This window comes from Ruegeria sp. H4 (genome assembly GCF_056533065.1).
Genome location: NZ_JBQFOC010000001.1, coordinates 402191 through 417819 on the forward strand (window position 1 = coordinate 402191; position 15629 = coordinate 417819).

A 15629-nucleotide genomic window follows, 5' to 3' on the forward strand; every position below is an offset into this window, starting at 1 on the left:
CCGTCCAAGGCCCGGACCTTCCATACAATTCAAGGACCAGAGAACATGGCCCCCAAAGTACTCGTATCTGACAAGCTCAGCGAAACCGCCGTGCAGATTTTCCGCGATCGCGGCATCGACGTGGATTTCATGCCCGATCTGGGCAAGGACAAAGACAAACTGGCCGAGGTGATCGGTCAGTATGACGGTCTTGCCATTCGTTCGGCCACCAAGGTCACACCGACTATTTTGGAGAAGGCCGACAAACTGAAAGTGATCGGCCGTGCCGGGATCGGAACCGACAATATCGATAAGGATGCGGCCTCGAAAAAGGGCGTGATCGTGATGAACACGCCGTTCGGCAACATGATAACCACGGCAGAGCACGCGATTGCGATGATGTTCGCCGTGGCGCGGCAAATCCCTGAGGCCAGCACCTCGACACATGCGGGTAAATGGGAAAAGTCCAAGTTCATGGGGATTGAGCTGACCAACAAGACCCTCGGCGTGATCGGGGCGGGCAATATCGGCGGTATTGTCTGCGAGCGCGCGCTTGGCCTGAAGATGAAGGTTGTCGCCTATGACCCCTATCTGGGCGAAGAGAAAGCCGCGCAAATGGGTGTGGAAAAGGTCGAGCTGGACGAATTACTGGCGCGCGCCGATTTCATCACTTTGCACGTGCCGCTGACCGATCAGACGCGCAATATCCTCAGCCGTGAGAATCTCGCTAAGACCAAGAAGGGTGTGCGCATCATCAACTGTGCCCGTGGGGGTCTGGTTGACGAAGACGCACTGGCGGAGGCGCTGCAATCGGGTCATGTCGCCGGCGCGGCCTTCGACGTGTTCAGCGAAGAACCTGCCAAGGAAAACGCCCTGTTCAACCTGCCCAACGTGGTTTGCACCCCGCACCTTGGTGCGGCCACGACCGAAGCGCAGGAGAACGTGGCCCTGCAAGTGGCCGAGCAGATCTCGAACTATCTGCTGACCGGTGCTGTGGAAAACGCGCTGAACATGCCCAGCGTCACCGCCGAAGAAGCCAAAGTGATGGGGCCGTGGATTAAGCTGGCAGGTCACTTGGGCAGCTTCATCGGCCAGATGACCGATGAGCCGATCAAGGCGATCAACATCCTCTATGACGGGGTCGCTGCCGAGATGAACCTTGCAGCACTGAACTGCTCGGTCGTTGCGGGGATCATGAAGAAGTTTAACCCCGAGGTGAACATGGTCTCGGCCCCCGTTGTCGCTCGTGAGCGTGGTATCCAGATTTCGACCACCAATCAGGACAAATCCGGTGCGTTCGAGGGTTACATCAAAGTGACCGTGGTGACCGAAAAACGCGAGCGTTCCATCGGCGGCACAGTGTTCAGCGACGGCAAGCCGCGGTTCATCCAGATCAAAGGCATCAATATCGATGCCGAAATCGGGGCACATATGCTCTACACCACCAACGAAGATGTGCCGGGCATCATCGGTGCGCTGGGCCAGACCATGGGCGAGAACGAAGTGAATATCGCGAACTTTACCCTCGGCCGGTCCGAGGCGGGTGGGGAGGCCATCGCGCTTCTCTATGTGGACGAGCCGGTCCCGGCCGAAGCACGCGCCAAGCTGGCCGAGACGGGTCTATTCACCCAGATCAAACCGCTGGAATTTGACGTCGCCTAGCGTGTGTTGAGTTTCTGAGACATCCTTTGCCCGCGCCGCCCAAGGCGCGGGTGTTTTCTTTAACAGGCTCTCAATTATAGAGAGCTCGCAGGGTATTCGTTTATACAAGGGTTTTCTATGACTTCCCCGATCTACGCCATTGGTGACATTCACGGGCAGTTGGGCATGTTGCAGTTAGCACTTTCCCGCATTGAGGCAGATGGCGGGCCTGATGCAAGGGTTGTGTTCCTCGGTGACTATGTCGATCGCGGCCCTGACAGCAAAGCTGTGCTCGACCTATTGATCGACGGACAACGCGCGGGTCGGAACTGGATCATGGTCAAGGGAAACCACGACCGCATGTTTGCCCGTTTCGTGCAGGATTGCGAGATCGCAGACAAACATCTGCCGATCACGCTCAGTTGGTTGCACCCGCGTTTGGGCGGACGAGAAACGTTGGCCTCCTACGGTGTTGAAGTCGTCGATAATGACCGCATCTTTCAGGTCAATGAACGTGCTCGCGCGGCGGTCCCGCCCGCGCATATTGATTTCATCAATACCTTGCCGCTGTACCATCAGGAAGGTGAACTGCTGTTCGTCCACGCAGGCATCCGCCCAGGCATTTCGCTCGAACAACAATCCGAAGACGATTTGGTCTGGATACGGCGAGAATTTCTGATGGAAACCGAACCTCACCCTTGGTTGGTCGTACATGGTCATACACCGGTTGATGCAGCCGAGCATTGCGGCAACCGGATCAATCTGGATGCAGGTGCGGGTTATGGTCGGTCTCTAGCCGTTGCGGTGTTCGAAGGTCGTCAGTGTTGGCTACTGACTCAAAACGGACGCGTACCTCTGAAACCTATCTTTGGCTGAACCTGTCCTTGAAGTGTTCCCGCAAGGCGTTTTTCTGCACCTTGCCCATCGTATTGCGCGGCAGGGTGTCCATCAGGATCAGCTCGCGCGGGTGTTTGAACCGGGCGAGGTCGTTCTGAACCGAGGCCATGATTGCGGTCAGGTCCGGCGACTGGCCGGGCAAAGGCACGATGATGCCCAAAACCGTCTCGCCGAAATCCGGGTGCGGTACGCCGATCACAGCACTTTCCAGCACGCCGGGCTGGTCGTCCAGCAGCAGTTCAAGCTCTTTTGGATAGATGTTGAACCCGCCCGAGATGATCAGGTCTTTGCCGCGCCCGACGATATGGACATAGCCATCCTCATCCACCCGCCCCAGATCGCCGGTGATGAAGAACCCGTCTTCGCGCAGTTCGGCTGCGGTTTTTTCAGGCATCTGCCAGTAGCCGCTGAACACGTTCGGGCCGCGCACTTCGATCATGCCGATCTCACCCTGCGGCAGGGTCTCGCCGCTGTCCGGATCGGTCACTTTCAACTCGACCTCCGGTAGGGGAAACCCGACCGTCCCCGCGCGGCGTTCGCCGTCATAAGGGTTCGAGGTGTTCATATTGGTCTCGGTCATGCCATAGCGTTCCAGAATGCGATGACCTGTGAGGGCCTCGAACTGCTCATGGGTTTCCGCCAGAAGAGGGGCTGAGCCCGAGATGAACAGCCGCATAAGGCTGGTCAGATCGCCATTGAATCGATCATCTCCCAGCAAGCGGGTGTAGAACGTCGGCACGCCCATCATCGACGTTGCCTGCGGCATCAGGCGCAGCATCTCATCCAAATCAAATTTCGGCAGAAAAATCATTGACCCACCTGAGGAGAGGATCACATTTGTTGCCACAAACAACCCGTGGGTGTGGAAGATCGGCAGCGCGTGCAACAGCACATCGTCGCGGGTGAACTGCCACTCCCGCACCAGCGTTTCTGCATTGGACAGTAGGTTCGCCTGTGTCAGCATGGCCCCCTTGGACCGCCCCGTGGTGCCCGAGGTGTAAAGGAATGCGGCCAGATCATCCTCAGCCCGGTTCACTGTCTCGAAATGGGTTGGCATGGTCTGTGCGTTTCGCATCAGACTGCTGCCGCCATCCCCGTTCAGTGTTTCCACCTTGGCATTCTGAGCGTGTGCGATAGCGGTCAGCTCGGCTTGATTGACCATATCGCAGACCACCAAAGACGCGCCGCTGTTTTCGATGAAATAGGTGAGTTCCGCCGTTTTATATGCGGTGTTCAGCGGCAGGAAGATCAGCCCGGCCTGCGCGCAGGCGGCATAGAGCGCCAGCATCTGCGGTGACTTTTCAACCTGGACCGCAACCCTGTCACCCGGTTTCAGCCCAAGTGCCGTCAGCGCATTGGCGATTTGTGCGGCCATGTTCAGGAATCCGGCATGTGTGATGGTGTGGCCATCGGGCAGGTGCAGAAACGGCGTTTCTTTCCCCGCATGGATGCCGAACAAACGATCATAAAGCGGGTTGGTCATTGTTTAGTCCCTTCGGTGCACTGCGCCCTGAACCTGACCGGGAAATCCAAGGCGGACAAGACCCGAATCCCAGATATTTCCAGGGCGAAGGCCCATCCAACTCTGGCGAAAATGCTGCACCTGCGATATGCGCAAGGCAGTTTGCCGGAGACCTGAGATGTTTGTTGCCACTTTGCTGACCAACCCCGCTGCGCCTGCGCTGGATACTGCCCTGGTCGAGTCTTTGCGAAACGCGTGGGGCGGCGAAGATGTTATCTGGCTCAGCCCCGATGAAGCGGCAGAATTCAACCTTTCAGCCCGCCCCGACAATCAATGGGAGGTCTGGGCAGACTTGCAGTCCATGGGCGTGGATCTTGTCCTGCAGCCTGCAGAAGGGCGACGCAAAAAGATGCTGCTGGCCGATATGGACAGCACGATGATCCAACAGGAATGCATTGATGAACTGGCCGATGAGGCCGGTGTCGGCGAGCGCGTCAAAGACATCACCGCACGGGCCATGAATGGCGAACTGGATTTCGAAGGCGCCCTGATCGAACGGGTTGGTCTTTTGAAAGGTCTGGATGAGGCGGTGATTGATCAGGTGTTGAACACAAGGATTACCTTGATGCCCGGCGGGCGCGCCCTGGTGGCAACAATGCGCGGAAACGGCGGATACGCTGCGCTCGTCTCGGGCGGGTTCACAGCCTTTACCGCGCGTGTGGCCGAGTTGATCGGGTTTGACGAAAACCGGGCCAACACGCTTCTGGCCGCGGATGGCAAACTGACAGGAGAGGTTCAGCGTCCGATACTTGGGCGCGAGGCCAAGGTTGAATCGCTGGAGCGGATCACTGCGCATTTGGGCATCGCGGAATCGGATGTTCTTGCCGTGGGTGATGGGGCGAATGATCTGGGCATGTTGCATCGCGCCGGAACAGGTGTGGCGCTCCACGCCAAACCCTCGGTCGCAGCAGAGTGCGAGGTGCGGATCAATCATGGGGATCTGACGGCGCTGCTGTACCTGCAGGGCTATTCGCGCGCAGAGTTTGCCGATTCGTAGAACTGAGCTTTCTTTTATTTAACAGATATGTTAAATAGTGGTCATGAACACGCTTCTGACCGCCTTTTCCGCTTTATCCGACGCCACGCGGTTCTCGATTGTCGAGCAGTTGATGGCCGATGGGGAATTGCCTGCCGGTGATCTGATCGATGGCAAAGGCATGTCGGGTGCCGCAATCTCACGCCATCTGAAAGTTCTGCGCGAGGCAGGGCTGATTCAGCAGCGGGTGCAGGGCACGCAGCGTCTGTATTCGGTGAGACCCGAAGGCCTGCGAGCGATTGCGGATTGGACAATCTCGAAACGGCAGTTCTGGGAGAACAGCCTGGATCGTTTGGGCGACATTTTGGAAAGGGAAACCTCATGGCCGACCTGAAACTCGAACGGGAGTTTCCCGTTGACCCCGAAACTCTGTTCGCGTGGGTCTCGGACGGGGCGAAGCTGTTGCAGTGGTGGGGCCCCGAGGGAATGCATGTGCCCGAGCACAATCTGGATTTCTCGCGTACCGGGCCCTGGTATTCGGTGATGCAGAATGCCGAGGGTCAGCAATACAAGGTCTCGGGCCATGTTACCCATGTCGATCCCCCAAACTCGGTCGGGTTCACCTGGGGCTGGCATGACGATCAGGATCAGCGCGGGGCCGAAAGCCATGTGACCTTCTCCGTCACCGCCTCTGGTACCGGATCACAGCTGGTTCTGGATCACCGCGAACTGGCTGATGCCGAGGCCGCCGCAAACCATACCAAAGGCTGGACATCGTCGCTGCGCAAACTTGAGGCGCAGTGCAAATAGGGTTTCATCAGGGAGGAGCGATATGCCCCAATATTTGTTTGTCTACCACGGCGGTGCTGCGCCGCAATCTCAGGCCGAAATCGACGCCACCATGGCTGCATGGGGCGCCTGGTTTCAGGACATGGGACCGGCGGTCAAGATACCAGGCAACCCGGTCGGGCAGTCCTATACTGTCAGCGCGTCAGGCGTTGCCGAGGATGGTGGTGCAAATCCCGCGTCGGGATTTAGCGTCGTTATGGCCGACACGGTCGAGGCGGCGAATGAAATGGCCAAGGGCTGCCCCATGGTCGTCAGTGGCACCGGCTCGGTCGAGGTGGCTGAGATCCACGAATTCGAGGCCTAGGCCTAACCGGGAAAACCCGGTGCAGGCCGGATCACGCCGCATTCCAGCCCTCGGCGGCTGTATTGCGTGGCATTCATGAACTTGCGGGTGGCCGGGTGATCGGCCTCCAGCACGCCAAGACTGACAAGAATGGCTGCAATCGCGCATTCACTGGCGCGGGTTGTGCCATCGGCTATCTTCAGGGCCACGCCCATCCTTTTCTCGGGGATGATGGCCACAAACACGGCCTCGGCCCCGGTTTTGATCGCGGCGCGGCCATTCATGGCGCGCATCAGCTCGGTGCAGGCACGCGTCTCACCCGCTACCAGGTCCGGATGCTGGATCATGGCCGCCGTCAGCTTCTGCGCGGCATCGCTGGACCGATCCGAGCGATCAGCAGCGGATGCAAACCAAGCCATGGAACGGGCAAGACCCACCAGCGATGTGGCAAAATTCGGCGCCGAGCAGCCGTCAATCCCATAGCCGGGGCTGGTTTCCCCTGTGGTTTCTTCGAATGCAGCCAGGCTGGCCTGCTGAACGGGATGATCGATTTCAAGATATTCCGGCCCGGCCCCCATATGCTGTGCCAAGGTCAGAAACCCGCAGTGTTTGCCCGAACAATTGTTGTGTATCTGACAGGGTGTATCGTCGGCCAATATCAGCCGGTCGCGTGCGGCCTTGTCCGCCGGTTCCTGCGGGCCGCAGCGCAGATCGGGCTCTGACAGTCCCAGATGATCCAGCCAGGCGGTCACGCGATCCGTGTGAATGGCAGCCCCGTTGTGTGACGCGCAGGCCAACGCCAGATGCTCGGAACTCAGCCCGTATTTTGCCGCCGCACCCGACGTGATCAAGGGAAGTGCTTGAATCATCTTGGCGGATGAGCGCGGATAGATCACCGCGTTCGGGTCCCCCCAGCTTTGCACAATCTGGCCGGTATCGTCGCAGATGACAGCGTGGCCCAGATGCAAGCTTTCCAGCAAAGGACCGCGCCACAGTTCTGTCATCGGGATAGGCTGCGTCATCGGGACCTCCGGTTTTTTGCGCAAAATTCTGCCAATCGCCCTTTCGCCTGTGGCGAAACCTGCGTTAGTGTGTGTATGTCGGCAATCATCGGAATGCGCAACTTTCGTAAAGACGAACCGGCAGGGTTCGCGGGGCATTCCGGTGGGTATGAGGTAAAAGGTCGAGCTAGGAGGCTGGACAAATGGGATCAATGCTCGTCCGCGTGATCGCGGGCCTGTGTGTGGCAGGGATGGCCACAACTGCAATCGCTCAACAAGCGACAAGCACAAATCGCGTAGCGGCAAAAACCGATTGGAGCGTTTTTGTCGAAGATGATCCCACCGAATGCTGGAGCGTTTCCGCCCCGAAGGAAACGGTGAATACCCGTGGCGGGCGTGTGGTTTCGGTCCGTCGCAGCGACATCCTGCTGTTCGTGTTCTATCGCCCCAATGCCGAGGTCAAAGGTCAGGTCACCTTTACCGGTGGCTATCCGTTCGCATCGGGCTCGACCGTGAACCTGAATGTGGATGGCAGTGAATTTGAGCTGTTCACTGAAGGCGAATGGGCTTGGCCGGCAACAGCCGCCGATGACGCCAAGATCGTCACCGCCATGAAACGCGGGACCGAGGCGGTGCTGACCGCACGGTCCGAGCGTGGAACGCAGACCAAAGACACGTTTTCGCTGCTGGGCTTCACGGCGGCCATTGAAGACGCCGAAACTCGCTGCACCAACTAAGGTTACGCTCGTGCGTGAAAGGCCCCGTCATCTGGCGGGGCTTTGTCGTTTTGGCGACCCGTTAGCGTCTTTACGCAATGTCAGCTTTGAATTTGATCCGTATCAATGTCGCGGCCTTCAGAATCTGAACTAATCGGTTCAAGAGAAACGAAGGAGTGAAAGATATGATGAACAAATCTCTGGTCGCGTTGATGATGGTGTGTGGGGTTCTGTTGACGGCCTGTGAAAACAACGAAGAAACCTATCCGGTTACCGGTGAAGAATGTGGTCCAGATGATCCGGTGAAAAAGCTGGATGCAGCAGACTGCCTTGTTCCACCCTCAGGTGTCTGACACTGCACCCACATTCGCCAGCTAAACGACTGACCGCAGCAACGCCTTTGCTGCGGTCGAATTCAATCGAAGGCTTTCAAAAAAACATGCTAACCTGACCTCGTCCGTTGTGAACAGATCGGAGAGGTGGTTATGCGTTTTGTTTTTGTTGCCCTGCTTTTTCCAACTGTCGCGATTGCTGACCCGGCATTGGAATGCTCCAGCGCGAGTTCACAGGTTGAAATCGGATCCTGTGTTGCGGAGATGGAAGACAGGGTCAAAGTTGCGCTAGAGATAAGTTATGAACTGGCTGCAGAGGCCGCCGGTGAATTGGACGACGTCACAGGGCGTGTAGAGGCACAGCCTGCTCTGGAAACTGCCCAAACTGCATGGGCAAGGTATAGGGACGCGCATTGCAATGCTGTTGGCGCTTCATTTGGTGGCGGATCAGGAACAGGTATCGCAATTGCGTCCTGCCGGGTGAATCTGGGTCGCGCACGCGTTGATGAACTTTTGCGCCTGGCAAACTGATTGGTACGATTCCTTTTGATCTTTGCGCGCGTTCCTATATAGAGGCGCATCCCAAGCCAGAATCTGCATAGATACGCCCCAAAAGGTACCAGCATGTCGCCCAAAGCGCCGATCACGCAAGACGTTATGACCATCCCCCGCAAGCTGCCCGAGGGGAAAGTGAATCTGGTGGGTTTGTCGCGTGATCGCCTGCGTGAGGTGTTGATCGAACATGGCACGCCTGAAAAACAGGCCAAAATGCGCACCGGGCAGATCTGGCAGTGGATCTACCAATGGGGCGTGCGGGACTTTGCCGAGATGACAAATCTGGCCAAAGCCTATCGCACACAGCTGGCTGAGAATTTCGTAATCGAAATCCCTGAGGTCGTGACCCGTCAGGTCTCGGAAGACGGAACCCGCAAATACCTGTGCCGTATTGCAGGCGGCCACGAGGTTGAGGTTGTTTACATCCCTGAAGAAGATCGCGGCACTTTGTGTATCTCGTCCCAGGTGGGTTGCACGCTGACCTGTTCTTTCTGCCATACTGGAACGCAGAAGCTGGTGCGCAACCTGACAGCGGCGGAAATTGTTGGTCAGGTGATGATGGCTCGCGATGATCTTGAGGAATGGCCAACCCCCGGTGCCCCCAAGGACGAAACGCGCCTGCTGTCGAACATCGTTCTGATGGGCATGGGCGAGCCGCTTTATAACTTCGAAAACGTCCGTGATGCGATGAAGATCGCCATGGACCCTGAAGGTATTTCCCTGTCGCGCCGCCGGATCACGCTGTCCACATCTGGCGTGGTGCCTGAAATCGCACGGACTGCCGAAGAAATCGGCTGCCTGCTGGCGATCTCATTCCATGCCACCACGGATGAGACCCGAGACGTTCTGGTTCCCATCAACAAGCGCTGGAATATTGAGGAGTTGCTGCAAGCGCTCGCGAGCTATCCTAACGCGTCGAATTCCGAGCGGATCACCTTTGAATATGTGATGCTGGATGGCGTCAATGACAGTGATGAGGACGCGCATCGCCTGATCGAGCACATAAAGCGCCACAATATACCCGCCAAGATCAACCTGATCCCATTCAACGAATGGCCCGGCGCGCCGTACAAGCGCAGCTCGAACAATCGTATCCGGGCCTTTGCGAACATCATCTATCAGGCAGGCTATGCCTCACCGATCCGCAAAACACGCGGAGAAGACATCATGGCCGCCTGTGGCCAGCTGAAATCGGCCACCGAACGTGCTCGTAAATCACGCAAGCAGATTGAGGCCGAGGCTGGGCTGAACGGCTGAGCGACACTGCCAGCGCCTGTTTTCTGAACTCAAAATTTGTTATATTTGGCCTGTTCGGTTCAGGTCGGGCTCACCTTTGTGCACAAGGCTGTGAGAGGAATGGGTCGTTGTGAACCACAAGCTAAATCCTTGACAATGTCCTGCGCGCGGACCGAACGCAGGCAAACTGTTTTCAGATGGGCCAATACCATGAGCACGATTTTAAAAATTAGTTTCAAAACAATACTCACCGCCTCATTCTCGCTTCTTTTCCATATCGGAGCCGCGAAGGCCGATGACCGCGAGGCACACATCACAATCGAGAACCCCGCTGAGCTCAGCAAAGACGAGGCCGAAGAGATTTATCAATCGCTTAGCCGACGTCTGGCACGCGGCTATGCCGGGGCGCGACTTGACCTGATCCGGAATTATCAAAGCTGGGCGCTGTTCAATGACTCGCCTTATGTGTCGGCGACCCACGGTCAACGATATGTGAACAGCTACGCCAATCGCATGGCCCATAACTACGGAGCCATGCAGGACGGAGACGTGTTGCCAGCGGGGTCGGTTCTGGCAAAGGACAGTATGACGGTTACCGATGAGGGTAAGATCTTTCCGGGTGCGATGTTCGTGATGGAGAAGCTACCGCAGGGCACCAACCCTGCAACGGCTGATTGGCGTTACATCATGGTGCTGCCTGACGGTTCGCTTTATGGAGACACCACAGGATCACGCCCCAATCAGGTTGTTTATTGCCACGAATGTCACGAACAGGTGGCTGAGCGTGACTACACATTCTTCGTGCCCGAAGAGTATCGGGTCAAGGCTGAGTAGCGTTCAACTTATCCACGCTTAAGGCGCGCCGTGCCGATCACTTCGATCATTTGTTGGCGGACGGGTTCGGGTTGGGCTTCGACAGCATTCAAAACCTCGCGCAGTTCGGCGCGCAACCCGTGCATCTGATCGATCAGAGAGATCATCATCGACAGGGCATCCGCCTCCATATCGTATTGCTCATGAAGCTCGCAGGCCAGTTCCAGCCGGGCGACGTCGATGCTGCGATAAACCACGCCTTGTGCCGATTGCTCGGGGATCACAATTTCAGCGGCCAGATATTCGGTCAGACGGTCCGAGGTCAGGCGGGTGATGGTGGCGATCAGTTCCTCTTCGGTCAGGGTCATGACGGCATTCCTTTCCGAGGATCATAGCTGTGGCTTTCGCGCCAGGTTTCCATGAAGTGCTTCAGGTCATCGTCGATCTGATCGGGAAGGGCGACGGTCAACTCGATCAGTTGATCCCCCCGCCCAGACGAGCCGCGTTTTTTGACCCCCTTGCCCCGCAGGCGCAGTGTCTTGCCGCTGCTGGTGCCCGCCGGGACGGTCACGTTGACACCGCCGTCGATTGTCGGGGCGGGGATTTTGCCGCCCAGAATAGCCTCATCAATGCTGATGGGCAGGGTGATGTGGATATCATCGCCCTGCCGGTCGAACACGGGATGGTCCGCAACCGAAATCGTGACCAGCGCATCACCCGCCGGTCCGTCACCATAGCCCGGAGCGCCTTTGCCCCGCAGCCGGATGGTCTGGCCCGAGGTGATGCCCGCCGGTATCTTGACCTCAATCCGGTTGCCATCGGGCAGGGTCAGTTTCTGACTGGCCCCAAACACAGCATCCAGAAAGCTGATCTGCAGCGAGTAGTTCAGGTTGTGACCCGGCGCGTGGAATTCCTGCGCGCGCTGACTGCCAAACCCACTGCGGCCACGCATGAATTCAGCGAAGATGTCTGACATATCATCCGGGTCCGCCTGCCGCCCGCGATAAGGGTTTCCGGCGGCCTCGGCATAATCACGATAGTATTGCTGTTGCGGGCGTTCCTGACCGGAGGCGTCGATCTCGCCATTGTCATAACGGGCACGGGTTTCAGGGTCTTTCAGCAGATCGTAAGCAGCGGCGGCGGCTTTGAACTTTGCCTCAGCCTCGGCATCACCGGGTTTCAGATCCGGATGGCATTCTTTTGCGATGCGCCGATAAGCTTTCTTGATATCGGCAGCACTGGCGTCTTTGGCTACGCCAAGGACGGAATAGGGATCGTCGCTCATCTCACCTCTCGCGGATGTGGGTCGGTCTGATCTTTATGAATGTGTTTTATCATGCGATTTCATCCGGCCGAAAGGAAGAGGCAATTGAATTGCTTCGTAAAATCCGGCGGGTCTGGTAGTATCTACATGATCTCAGATGTTCTTTGACGGAGGCCCCGCATGTCACGCAGATTCAAATCCGCTTTGGCCTTGCTGGCCGGGAACGCAATCGGGTTGATATTGGCCGTACTGCTGCTGACCGGTTTTGCGATCAAACCTTTGTCCTTTGTGGTCGTGGTGATTGTCTTCACCGTTGTTCAAGTGATCGCAGAGCCTTTGATCCTGAAGATCGGAGAAAAGAAAGCGCCTGCACTCAGAGGTGGGATCGCCCTGATCGTGACTTTTGTGGGTCTGCTGGTGACCGAATGGATCACAGCCGGACTTGTTATCGGAGGGGTGGCAAATCTGTTGGCAGCAACGCTGCTGGTTTGGTTGGGCGCTTTGATCGGCAGTATTGTTCTGCCGATCTATGTGTTCCCTGAACTGCGTGCGCCGAAGAAGTAGCTACAGTGCGTTCAGGCTGGCCTCGATGGCTTGCCATAGTTCCTCAACAGGTTCACATCCAACAGACAGGCGGATGAAACCGGGGTCAACATCATCGCCCCAGCGGGCGCGACGCTCGGCCGAGCTGTGGACGCCGCCAAAGGATGTCGCAGGGCGCAACAAAGGGCATCCGTTAATAAACGCCTCTGCTATGTCCTCATTGTCCAGCGTCAGGGACAACAGAAATCCGAACCGTTTCGTCTGAGCCTGCGCAAGCACATGCGCCGGATCGCCAGGCAGCCCCGGATAGCGCACTTGCATGACAGCGGAATGGGTAGCCAGCTGTTCGGCCAGCACCTGCGCTGTACTGCACATTCGGTCGTAGCGCACGTCCAGTGTTTCCAGCCCGCGATGTAGCAACCACGCCTCATGCGGGCCGGGGATCGCGCCTGAGACGCGTCGCCATTCCTCGACCCGTTCCATGATCTGCTCGTTGCGGCTGGCGACATGACCCATCAGCAAATCTGAATGTCCGCCCATTGCCTTGGTGTCGGAGGACACCACGACATCAATCCCCAGATCCAGCGGGCGCTGGCCCAGCGGTGTCAGGGTTGTGTTATCTGAAATTGTTACCCCTCCGGCGGTGCGCACTTGTTCAGCAACGTCGGCCAGATCGATCATATCCAGACCGGGGTTCGACGGGCTTTCGACGAACACCACGTCAAACCCCTCGAAACCACCCTCGGCAAAGGACGTTGTTGCGCGTTCCTCAACCTCGACCCCGAGACGCGAGAGGAATCGATCCGACAGCAAGCGCGTGACATAGTACCCGTCCGACGGGATCAGCAGGCGTGATCCGGCCTGAACCGTGGCAAACAACGCTGCTGAGATCGCCGCCATACCCGATGGAAAGCTGAGGCTCGGCGCGTCTTCAAGATGTGACAGCATATGTTCCAGCTGCACCCATGTCGGATTGTCGACGCGGCCATAAGTGGCCAGACCATCCGTTGCGCCCGGCAGGTGGTACATGCTGCTTTGGGTCAGCGGCAGGGCGACCGGTTCACCTTCGTTCAAGGAATTGCCACGCAGGTGCAGCATCTTTCCGATCTTGGGGGCCATGGTTCAGCGCCCCGGAATGGCGTCGCGGGGCGGGGCGGGTTCCCAATTCTCGATGATATCGACCGCTTCTTGCGCAGTATCGACAAAACGGAACAGGTCAAGGTCTTCGTCCGAGATCGTGCCCGCATCGGCCAGTGCCGCCCAGTTGATGACTTTCTCCCAGAACTCACGACCAAACAGCAGGAAGGGCACACGCTCCATCCGGCCTGTCTGGATCAGGGTCAGGGATTCGAACAGTTCATCCATTGTGCCGAAACCACCGGGGAAGATGGTGATGGCGCGGGCGCGCATCAGGAAATGCATCTTGCGGATGGCGAAGTAATGGAAGTTGAAACTAAGATCGGGTGTCACGTACAGGTTCGGTGCCTGTTCGTGCGGCAGCACGATGTTCAACCCGATGGAGCAGCCGTTTGCGTCTTGCGCGCCGCGGTTCCCGGCCTCCATCACGCCAGGGCCACCGCCGGTGACGATCACGTTTTCACGCCCACCGGTCTCGTTGGATTTTTCGGTCATAAGTCGCGCGAATTCGCGGGCTTCATCGTAGTATTGAGATAGACCTGCCAGCGTTTCGGTCCGTGCAGTGTGCTTTTGCGACGGCTCTGGAATACGCGCGCCGCCGAACATGACGATGGTCGAGGTGATCTCACGCTCGCTCATGATCATCTCGGGCTTGAGCAACTCCAACTGCAGACGCACTGGGCGCAGCTCATCCCGGCAAAGGAATTCTTCATCGGCAAAAGCAAGGCGATAGGCAGGCGAGCGGGTCTGCGGCGTATCCGGCACCTCGCGCGCGGTCGAGCGATCTGTTTGTGCGTCGCGGAACGGGCTGTGACGGTCTTCTCTCATGGGTGATCGATCCCTGCTTGCGTGTTTTTCAAACAGCTATAGGGTTCGCGGACAGAGCGCCAGTCACGGAAAGACAAGAATGAATTGGAAGAGTGAAATATTAGCCGCCCAGCATCGCATTTCAGGCTATGCGCAGGTCACACCCGTGATGACCAGCAAGATACCAGGCTATCCCATCGAACTGAAGCTGGAGCAGATGCAGCATACCGGCAGTTTCAAGGCGCGAGGGGCGTTCAATACTCTGATCAGTTCCGACGTGCCTGAGGCCGGTGTGGTCGCGGCATCCGGTGGCAACCATGGCGCAGCCGCCGCCTATGCGGCGCAGGCGCTGGGCTACCCGGCCAAGATTTTTGTGCCCGAGCTTGCGGGGCCGTCCAAAATCGCATTGATCAAGCAAACCGGTGCGGACCTGAGCGTTGTCTCGGGTGAGTATGCCAACGCGCTGACGGCCGCGCAGGCGCATGAACAAGCTACCGGCGCGATGCAGATTCATGCCTATGACGCGCCCGCAACGGTGGCTGGGCAGGGGACGTGCTTTGCCGAGTGGGACGCTCAGGGGCTGGAAGCCGATACTGTTCTAGTTGCGGTTGGTGGCGGTGGTCTGATTGCGGGCGCTCTGGCGTGGTTTGACGGCGCGCGCAAGGTTGTGGCGGTCGAACCCGAGACCTCTTGCGCCTTGAATGCGGCGCTGAAGGCGGGTGAGCCTGTGGATGTGTCCGTGTCCGGCATTGCAGCGAATGCGTTGGGTGCCCGGCGGATTGGCCAGATTTGCTTTGATCTGGCGCAGGGTATGAGCTCGGTTCTGGTGAGTGATGAAGCCATTGCAGAAGCGCAGCAGATGCTTTGGCAGGCGCATCGAATTCTGGTGGAACCCGCAGGGGCCGCAGCGCTGGCGGCGCTGACCTCGGGGGCCTATCAGCCCGAACCGGGTGAGCGTGTCGCGGTCCTGATCTGCGGTGGGAATATCGCCCCCGACCCGCTTGCCGGGTGAATGATCGTTGCCCAGACGTAAACGGAACCGTGTTCGTCGCATTGCGCCATGAGTGTCACTTGCGTA

The 15629-nt window shown here is 57.9% G+C and carries 19 protein-coding genes; 13 read left to right on the forward strand and 6 right to left on the reverse strand.

Going from position 1 to position 15629, the window contains the following annotated elements; translation table 11 throughout:
* The first annotated feature begins 45 nt into the window (after positions 1-45).
* Entirely contained in the window at positions 46-1641 is a 1596-nt protein-coding gene (gene serA, locus ACR0KG_RS01955) for a phosphoglycerate dehydrogenase (RefSeq protein WP_480826333.1), read from the forward strand.
* A gap of 117 nt (positions 1642-1758) precedes the next feature.
* Complete coding sequence (locus ACR0KG_RS01960; RefSeq protein WP_480826334.1) at positions 1759-2496, forward strand: metallophosphoesterase family protein; 738 nt, start codon at positions 1759-1761, stop codon at positions 2494-2496.
* Here ACR0KG_RS01960 and ACR0KG_RS01965 read toward each other — a convergent pair.
* Positions 2483-4000, reverse strand: coding sequence for a malonate--CoA ligase (locus tag ACR0KG_RS01965; RefSeq protein WP_480826336.1), 1518 nt, complete (start codon positions 3998-4000; stop codon positions 2483-2485). The genes ACR0KG_RS01960 and ACR0KG_RS01965 overlap by 14 nt on opposite strands.
* A 157-nt stretch (positions 4001-4157) precedes the next feature.
* Between ACR0KG_RS01965 and serB the strand changes: the two genes are divergently transcribed.
* The 4 genes from serB to ACR0KG_RS01985 are packed head-to-tail and all read left to right on the forward strand — an operon-like array spanning position 4158 to position 6168.
* Positions 4158-5036, forward strand: a complete 879-nt coding sequence (gene serB / locus ACR0KG_RS01970; RefSeq protein WP_480826337.1) for a phosphoserine phosphatase SerB — start codon at positions 4158-4160, stop codon at positions 5034-5036.
* Between the two features lie 43 nt (positions 5037-5079).
* Complete coding sequence (locus tag ACR0KG_RS01975; RefSeq protein WP_480543242.1) at positions 5080-5409, forward strand: ArsR/SmtB family transcription factor; 330 nt, start codon at positions 5080-5082, stop codon at positions 5407-5409.
* Complete coding sequence (locus tag ACR0KG_RS01980) at positions 5397-5825, forward strand: SRPBCC family protein (protein WP_480826338.1); 429 nt, start codon at positions 5397-5399, stop codon at positions 5823-5825. Before ACR0KG_RS01975 ends, ACR0KG_RS01980 begins: the two co-directional genes overlap by 13 nt.
* A gap of 22 nt (positions 5826-5847) precedes the next feature.
* Positions 5848-6168: a YciI family protein gene (locus ACR0KG_RS01985; protein ID WP_480543238.1), complete on the forward strand. Its 321-nt coding sequence runs from the start codon at positions 5848-5850 to the stop codon at positions 6166-6168.
* A gap of 2 nt (positions 6169-6170) precedes the next feature.
* Here ACR0KG_RS01985 and ACR0KG_RS01990 read toward each other — a convergent pair whose 3' ends face one another.
* A complete protein-coding gene (locus ACR0KG_RS01990; RefSeq protein ID WP_480550600.1) occupies positions 6171-7169 on the reverse strand; it encodes an asparaginase in 999 nt (332 codons plus the stop codon).
* Between the two features lie 182 nt (positions 7170-7351).
* Here ACR0KG_RS01990 and ACR0KG_RS01995 point away from each other — a divergent pair, with 182 nt between their 5' ends.
* The 5 genes from ACR0KG_RS01995 to ACR0KG_RS02015 all read left to right on the forward strand — a co-directional run bounded on the left by ACR0KG_RS01995 (position 7352) and on the right by ACR0KG_RS02015 (position 10821).
* A complete protein-coding gene (locus tag ACR0KG_RS01995) occupies positions 7352-7885 on the forward strand; it encodes an invasion associated locus B family protein (protein ID WP_480500665.1) in 534 nt (177 codons plus the stop codon).
* A 164-nt stretch (positions 7886-8049) separates the two neighbouring features.
* Positions 8050-8217 (forward strand): hypothetical protein, encoded by a 168-nt coding sequence (locus ACR0KG_RS02000; RefSeq protein ID WP_170533589.1) that lies wholly within the window; start codon positions 8050-8052, stop codon positions 8215-8217.
* A gap of 132 nt (positions 8218-8349) precedes the next feature.
* Positions 8350-8727 carry a lysozyme inhibitor LprI family protein gene (locus ACR0KG_RS02005; RefSeq protein WP_480826339.1) on the forward strand — a complete coding sequence of 126 codons (378 nt, stop codon included), beginning with the start codon at positions 8350-8352 and terminating at the stop codon, positions 8725-8727.
* Positions 8728-8820: 93 nt separating this feature from the next.
* The gene (rlmN, locus tag ACR0KG_RS02010; RefSeq protein ID WP_480550604.1) at positions 8821-10008 is read left to right on the forward strand and encodes a dual-specificity RNA methyltransferase RlmN; all 1188 of its coding nucleotides are present in this window, start codon (positions 8821-8823) and stop codon (positions 10006-10008) included.
* Positions 10009-10197: 189 nt separating this feature from the next.
* Positions 10198-10821, forward strand: coding sequence for a cytochrome P460 family protein (locus tag ACR0KG_RS02015; RefSeq protein WP_480550606.1), 624 nt, complete (start codon positions 10198-10200; stop codon positions 10819-10821).
* A gap of 8 nt (positions 10822-10829) precedes the next feature.
* Here ACR0KG_RS02015 and ACR0KG_RS02020 read toward each other — a convergent pair whose 3' ends face one another.
* Both ACR0KG_RS02020 and ACR0KG_RS02025 read right to left on the reverse strand, forming a co-directional pair.
* Entirely contained in the window at positions 10830-11168 is a 339-nt protein-coding gene (locus ACR0KG_RS02020) for a hypothetical protein (protein WP_170533578.1), read from the reverse strand.
* Entirely contained in the window at positions 11165-12085 is a 921-nt protein-coding gene (locus ACR0KG_RS02025; RefSeq protein WP_480550608.1) for a DnaJ C-terminal domain-containing protein, read from the reverse strand. The genes ACR0KG_RS02020 and ACR0KG_RS02025 overlap by 4 nt, the downstream gene beginning before the upstream one ends.
* Before the next feature lie 159 nt (positions 12086-12244).
* Here ACR0KG_RS02025 and ACR0KG_RS02030 point away from each other — a divergent pair, with 159 nt between their 5' ends.
* Entirely contained in the window at positions 12245-12628 is a 384-nt protein-coding gene (locus tag ACR0KG_RS02030; RefSeq protein ID WP_480550610.1) for a hypothetical protein, read from the forward strand.
* Here the strand turns inward: ACR0KG_RS02030 and ACR0KG_RS02035 are convergent, their stop codons facing one another.
* Positions 12629-13726 (reverse strand): cystathionine gamma-lyase, encoded by a 1098-nt coding sequence (locus tag ACR0KG_RS02035; RefSeq protein ID WP_480543222.1) that lies wholly within the window; start codon positions 13724-13726, stop codon positions 12629-12631.
* A gap of 3 nt (positions 13727-13729) precedes the next feature.
* Positions 13730-14572, reverse strand: a complete 843-nt coding sequence (locus ACR0KG_RS02040) for an LOG family protein (RefSeq protein WP_170533568.1) — start codon at positions 14570-14572, stop codon at positions 13730-13732.
* A gap of 79 nt (positions 14573-14651) precedes the next feature.
* On the opposite strand from ACR0KG_RS02040, the gene ACR0KG_RS02045 reads away from it, so the two are divergent.
* Positions 14652-15563, forward strand: coding sequence for a threonine/serine dehydratase (locus tag ACR0KG_RS02045; RefSeq protein ID WP_480550612.1), 912 nt, complete (start codon positions 14652-14654; stop codon positions 15561-15563).
* The last annotated feature ends 66 nt before the right edge of the window (positions 15564-15629 follow it).

Excerpts from the sequence above, each read along its gene's own strand:
- serA (WP_480826333.1), top strand. The coding sequence starts at position 46 with ATGGCCCCCAAAGTACTCGTATCTGACAAGCTCAGCGAAACCGCCGTG.
- ACR0KG_RS01960 (WP_480826334.1), top strand. The coding sequence starts at position 1,759 with ATGACTTCCCCGATCTACGCCATTGGTGACATTCACGGGCAGTTGGGC.
- ACR0KG_RS01965 (WP_480826336.1), bottom strand. The coding sequence starts at position 4,000 with ATGACCAACCCGCTTTATGATCGTTTGTTCGGCATCCATGCGGGGAAA.
- serB (WP_480826337.1), top strand. The coding sequence starts at position 4,158 with ATGTTTGTTGCCACTTTGCTGACCAACCCCGCTGCGCCTGCGCTGGAT.
- ACR0KG_RS01975 (WP_480543242.1), top strand. The coding sequence starts at position 5,080 with ATGAACACGCTTCTGACCGCCTTTTCCGCTTTATCCGACGCCACGCGG.
- ACR0KG_RS01980 (WP_480826338.1), top strand. The coding sequence starts at position 5,397 with ATGGCCGACCTGAAACTCGAACGGGAGTTTCCCGTTGACCCCGAAACT.
- ACR0KG_RS01985 (WP_480543238.1), top strand. The coding sequence starts at position 5,848 with ATGCCCCAATATTTGTTTGTCTACCACGGCGGTGCTGCGCCGCAATCT.
- ACR0KG_RS01990 (WP_480550600.1), bottom strand. The coding sequence starts at position 7,169 with ATGACGCAGCCTATCCCGATGACAGAACTGTGGCGCGGTCCTTTGCTG.
- ACR0KG_RS01995 (WP_480500665.1), top strand. The coding sequence starts at position 7,352 with ATGGGATCAATGCTCGTCCGCGTGATCGCGGGCCTGTGTGTGGCAGGG.
- ACR0KG_RS02000 (WP_170533589.1), top strand. The coding sequence starts at position 8,050 with ATGATGAACAAATCTCTGGTCGCGTTGATGATGGTGTGTGGGGTTCTG.
- ACR0KG_RS02005 (WP_480826339.1), top strand. The coding sequence starts at position 8,350 with ATGCGTTTTGTTTTTGTTGCCCTGCTTTTTCCAACTGTCGCGATTGCT.
- rlmN (WP_480550604.1), top strand. The coding sequence starts at position 8,821 with ATGTCGCCCAAAGCGCCGATCACGCAAGACGTTATGACCATCCCCCGC.
- ACR0KG_RS02015 (WP_480550606.1), top strand. The coding sequence starts at position 10,198 with ATGAGCACGATTTTAAAAATTAGTTTCAAAACAATACTCACCGCCTCA.
- ACR0KG_RS02020 (WP_170533578.1), bottom strand. The coding sequence starts at position 11,168 with ATGACCCTGACCGAAGAGGAACTGATCGCCACCATCACCCGCCTGACC.
- ACR0KG_RS02025 (WP_480550608.1), bottom strand. The coding sequence starts at position 12,085 with ATGAGCGACGATCCCTATTCCGTCCTTGGCGTAGCCAAAGACGCCAGT.
- ACR0KG_RS02030 (WP_480550610.1), top strand. The coding sequence starts at position 12,245 with ATGTCACGCAGATTCAAATCCGCTTTGGCCTTGCTGGCCGGGAACGCA.
- ACR0KG_RS02035 (WP_480543222.1), bottom strand. The coding sequence starts at position 13,726 with ATGGCCCCCAAGATCGGAAAGATGCTGCACCTGCGTGGCAATTCCTTG.
- ACR0KG_RS02040 (WP_170533568.1), bottom strand. The coding sequence starts at position 14,572 with ATGAGAGAAGACCGTCACAGCCCGTTCCGCGACGCACAAACAGATCGC.
- ACR0KG_RS02045 (WP_480550612.1), top strand. The coding sequence starts at position 14,652 with ATGAATTGGAAGAGTGAAATATTAGCCGCCCAGCATCGCATTTCAGGC.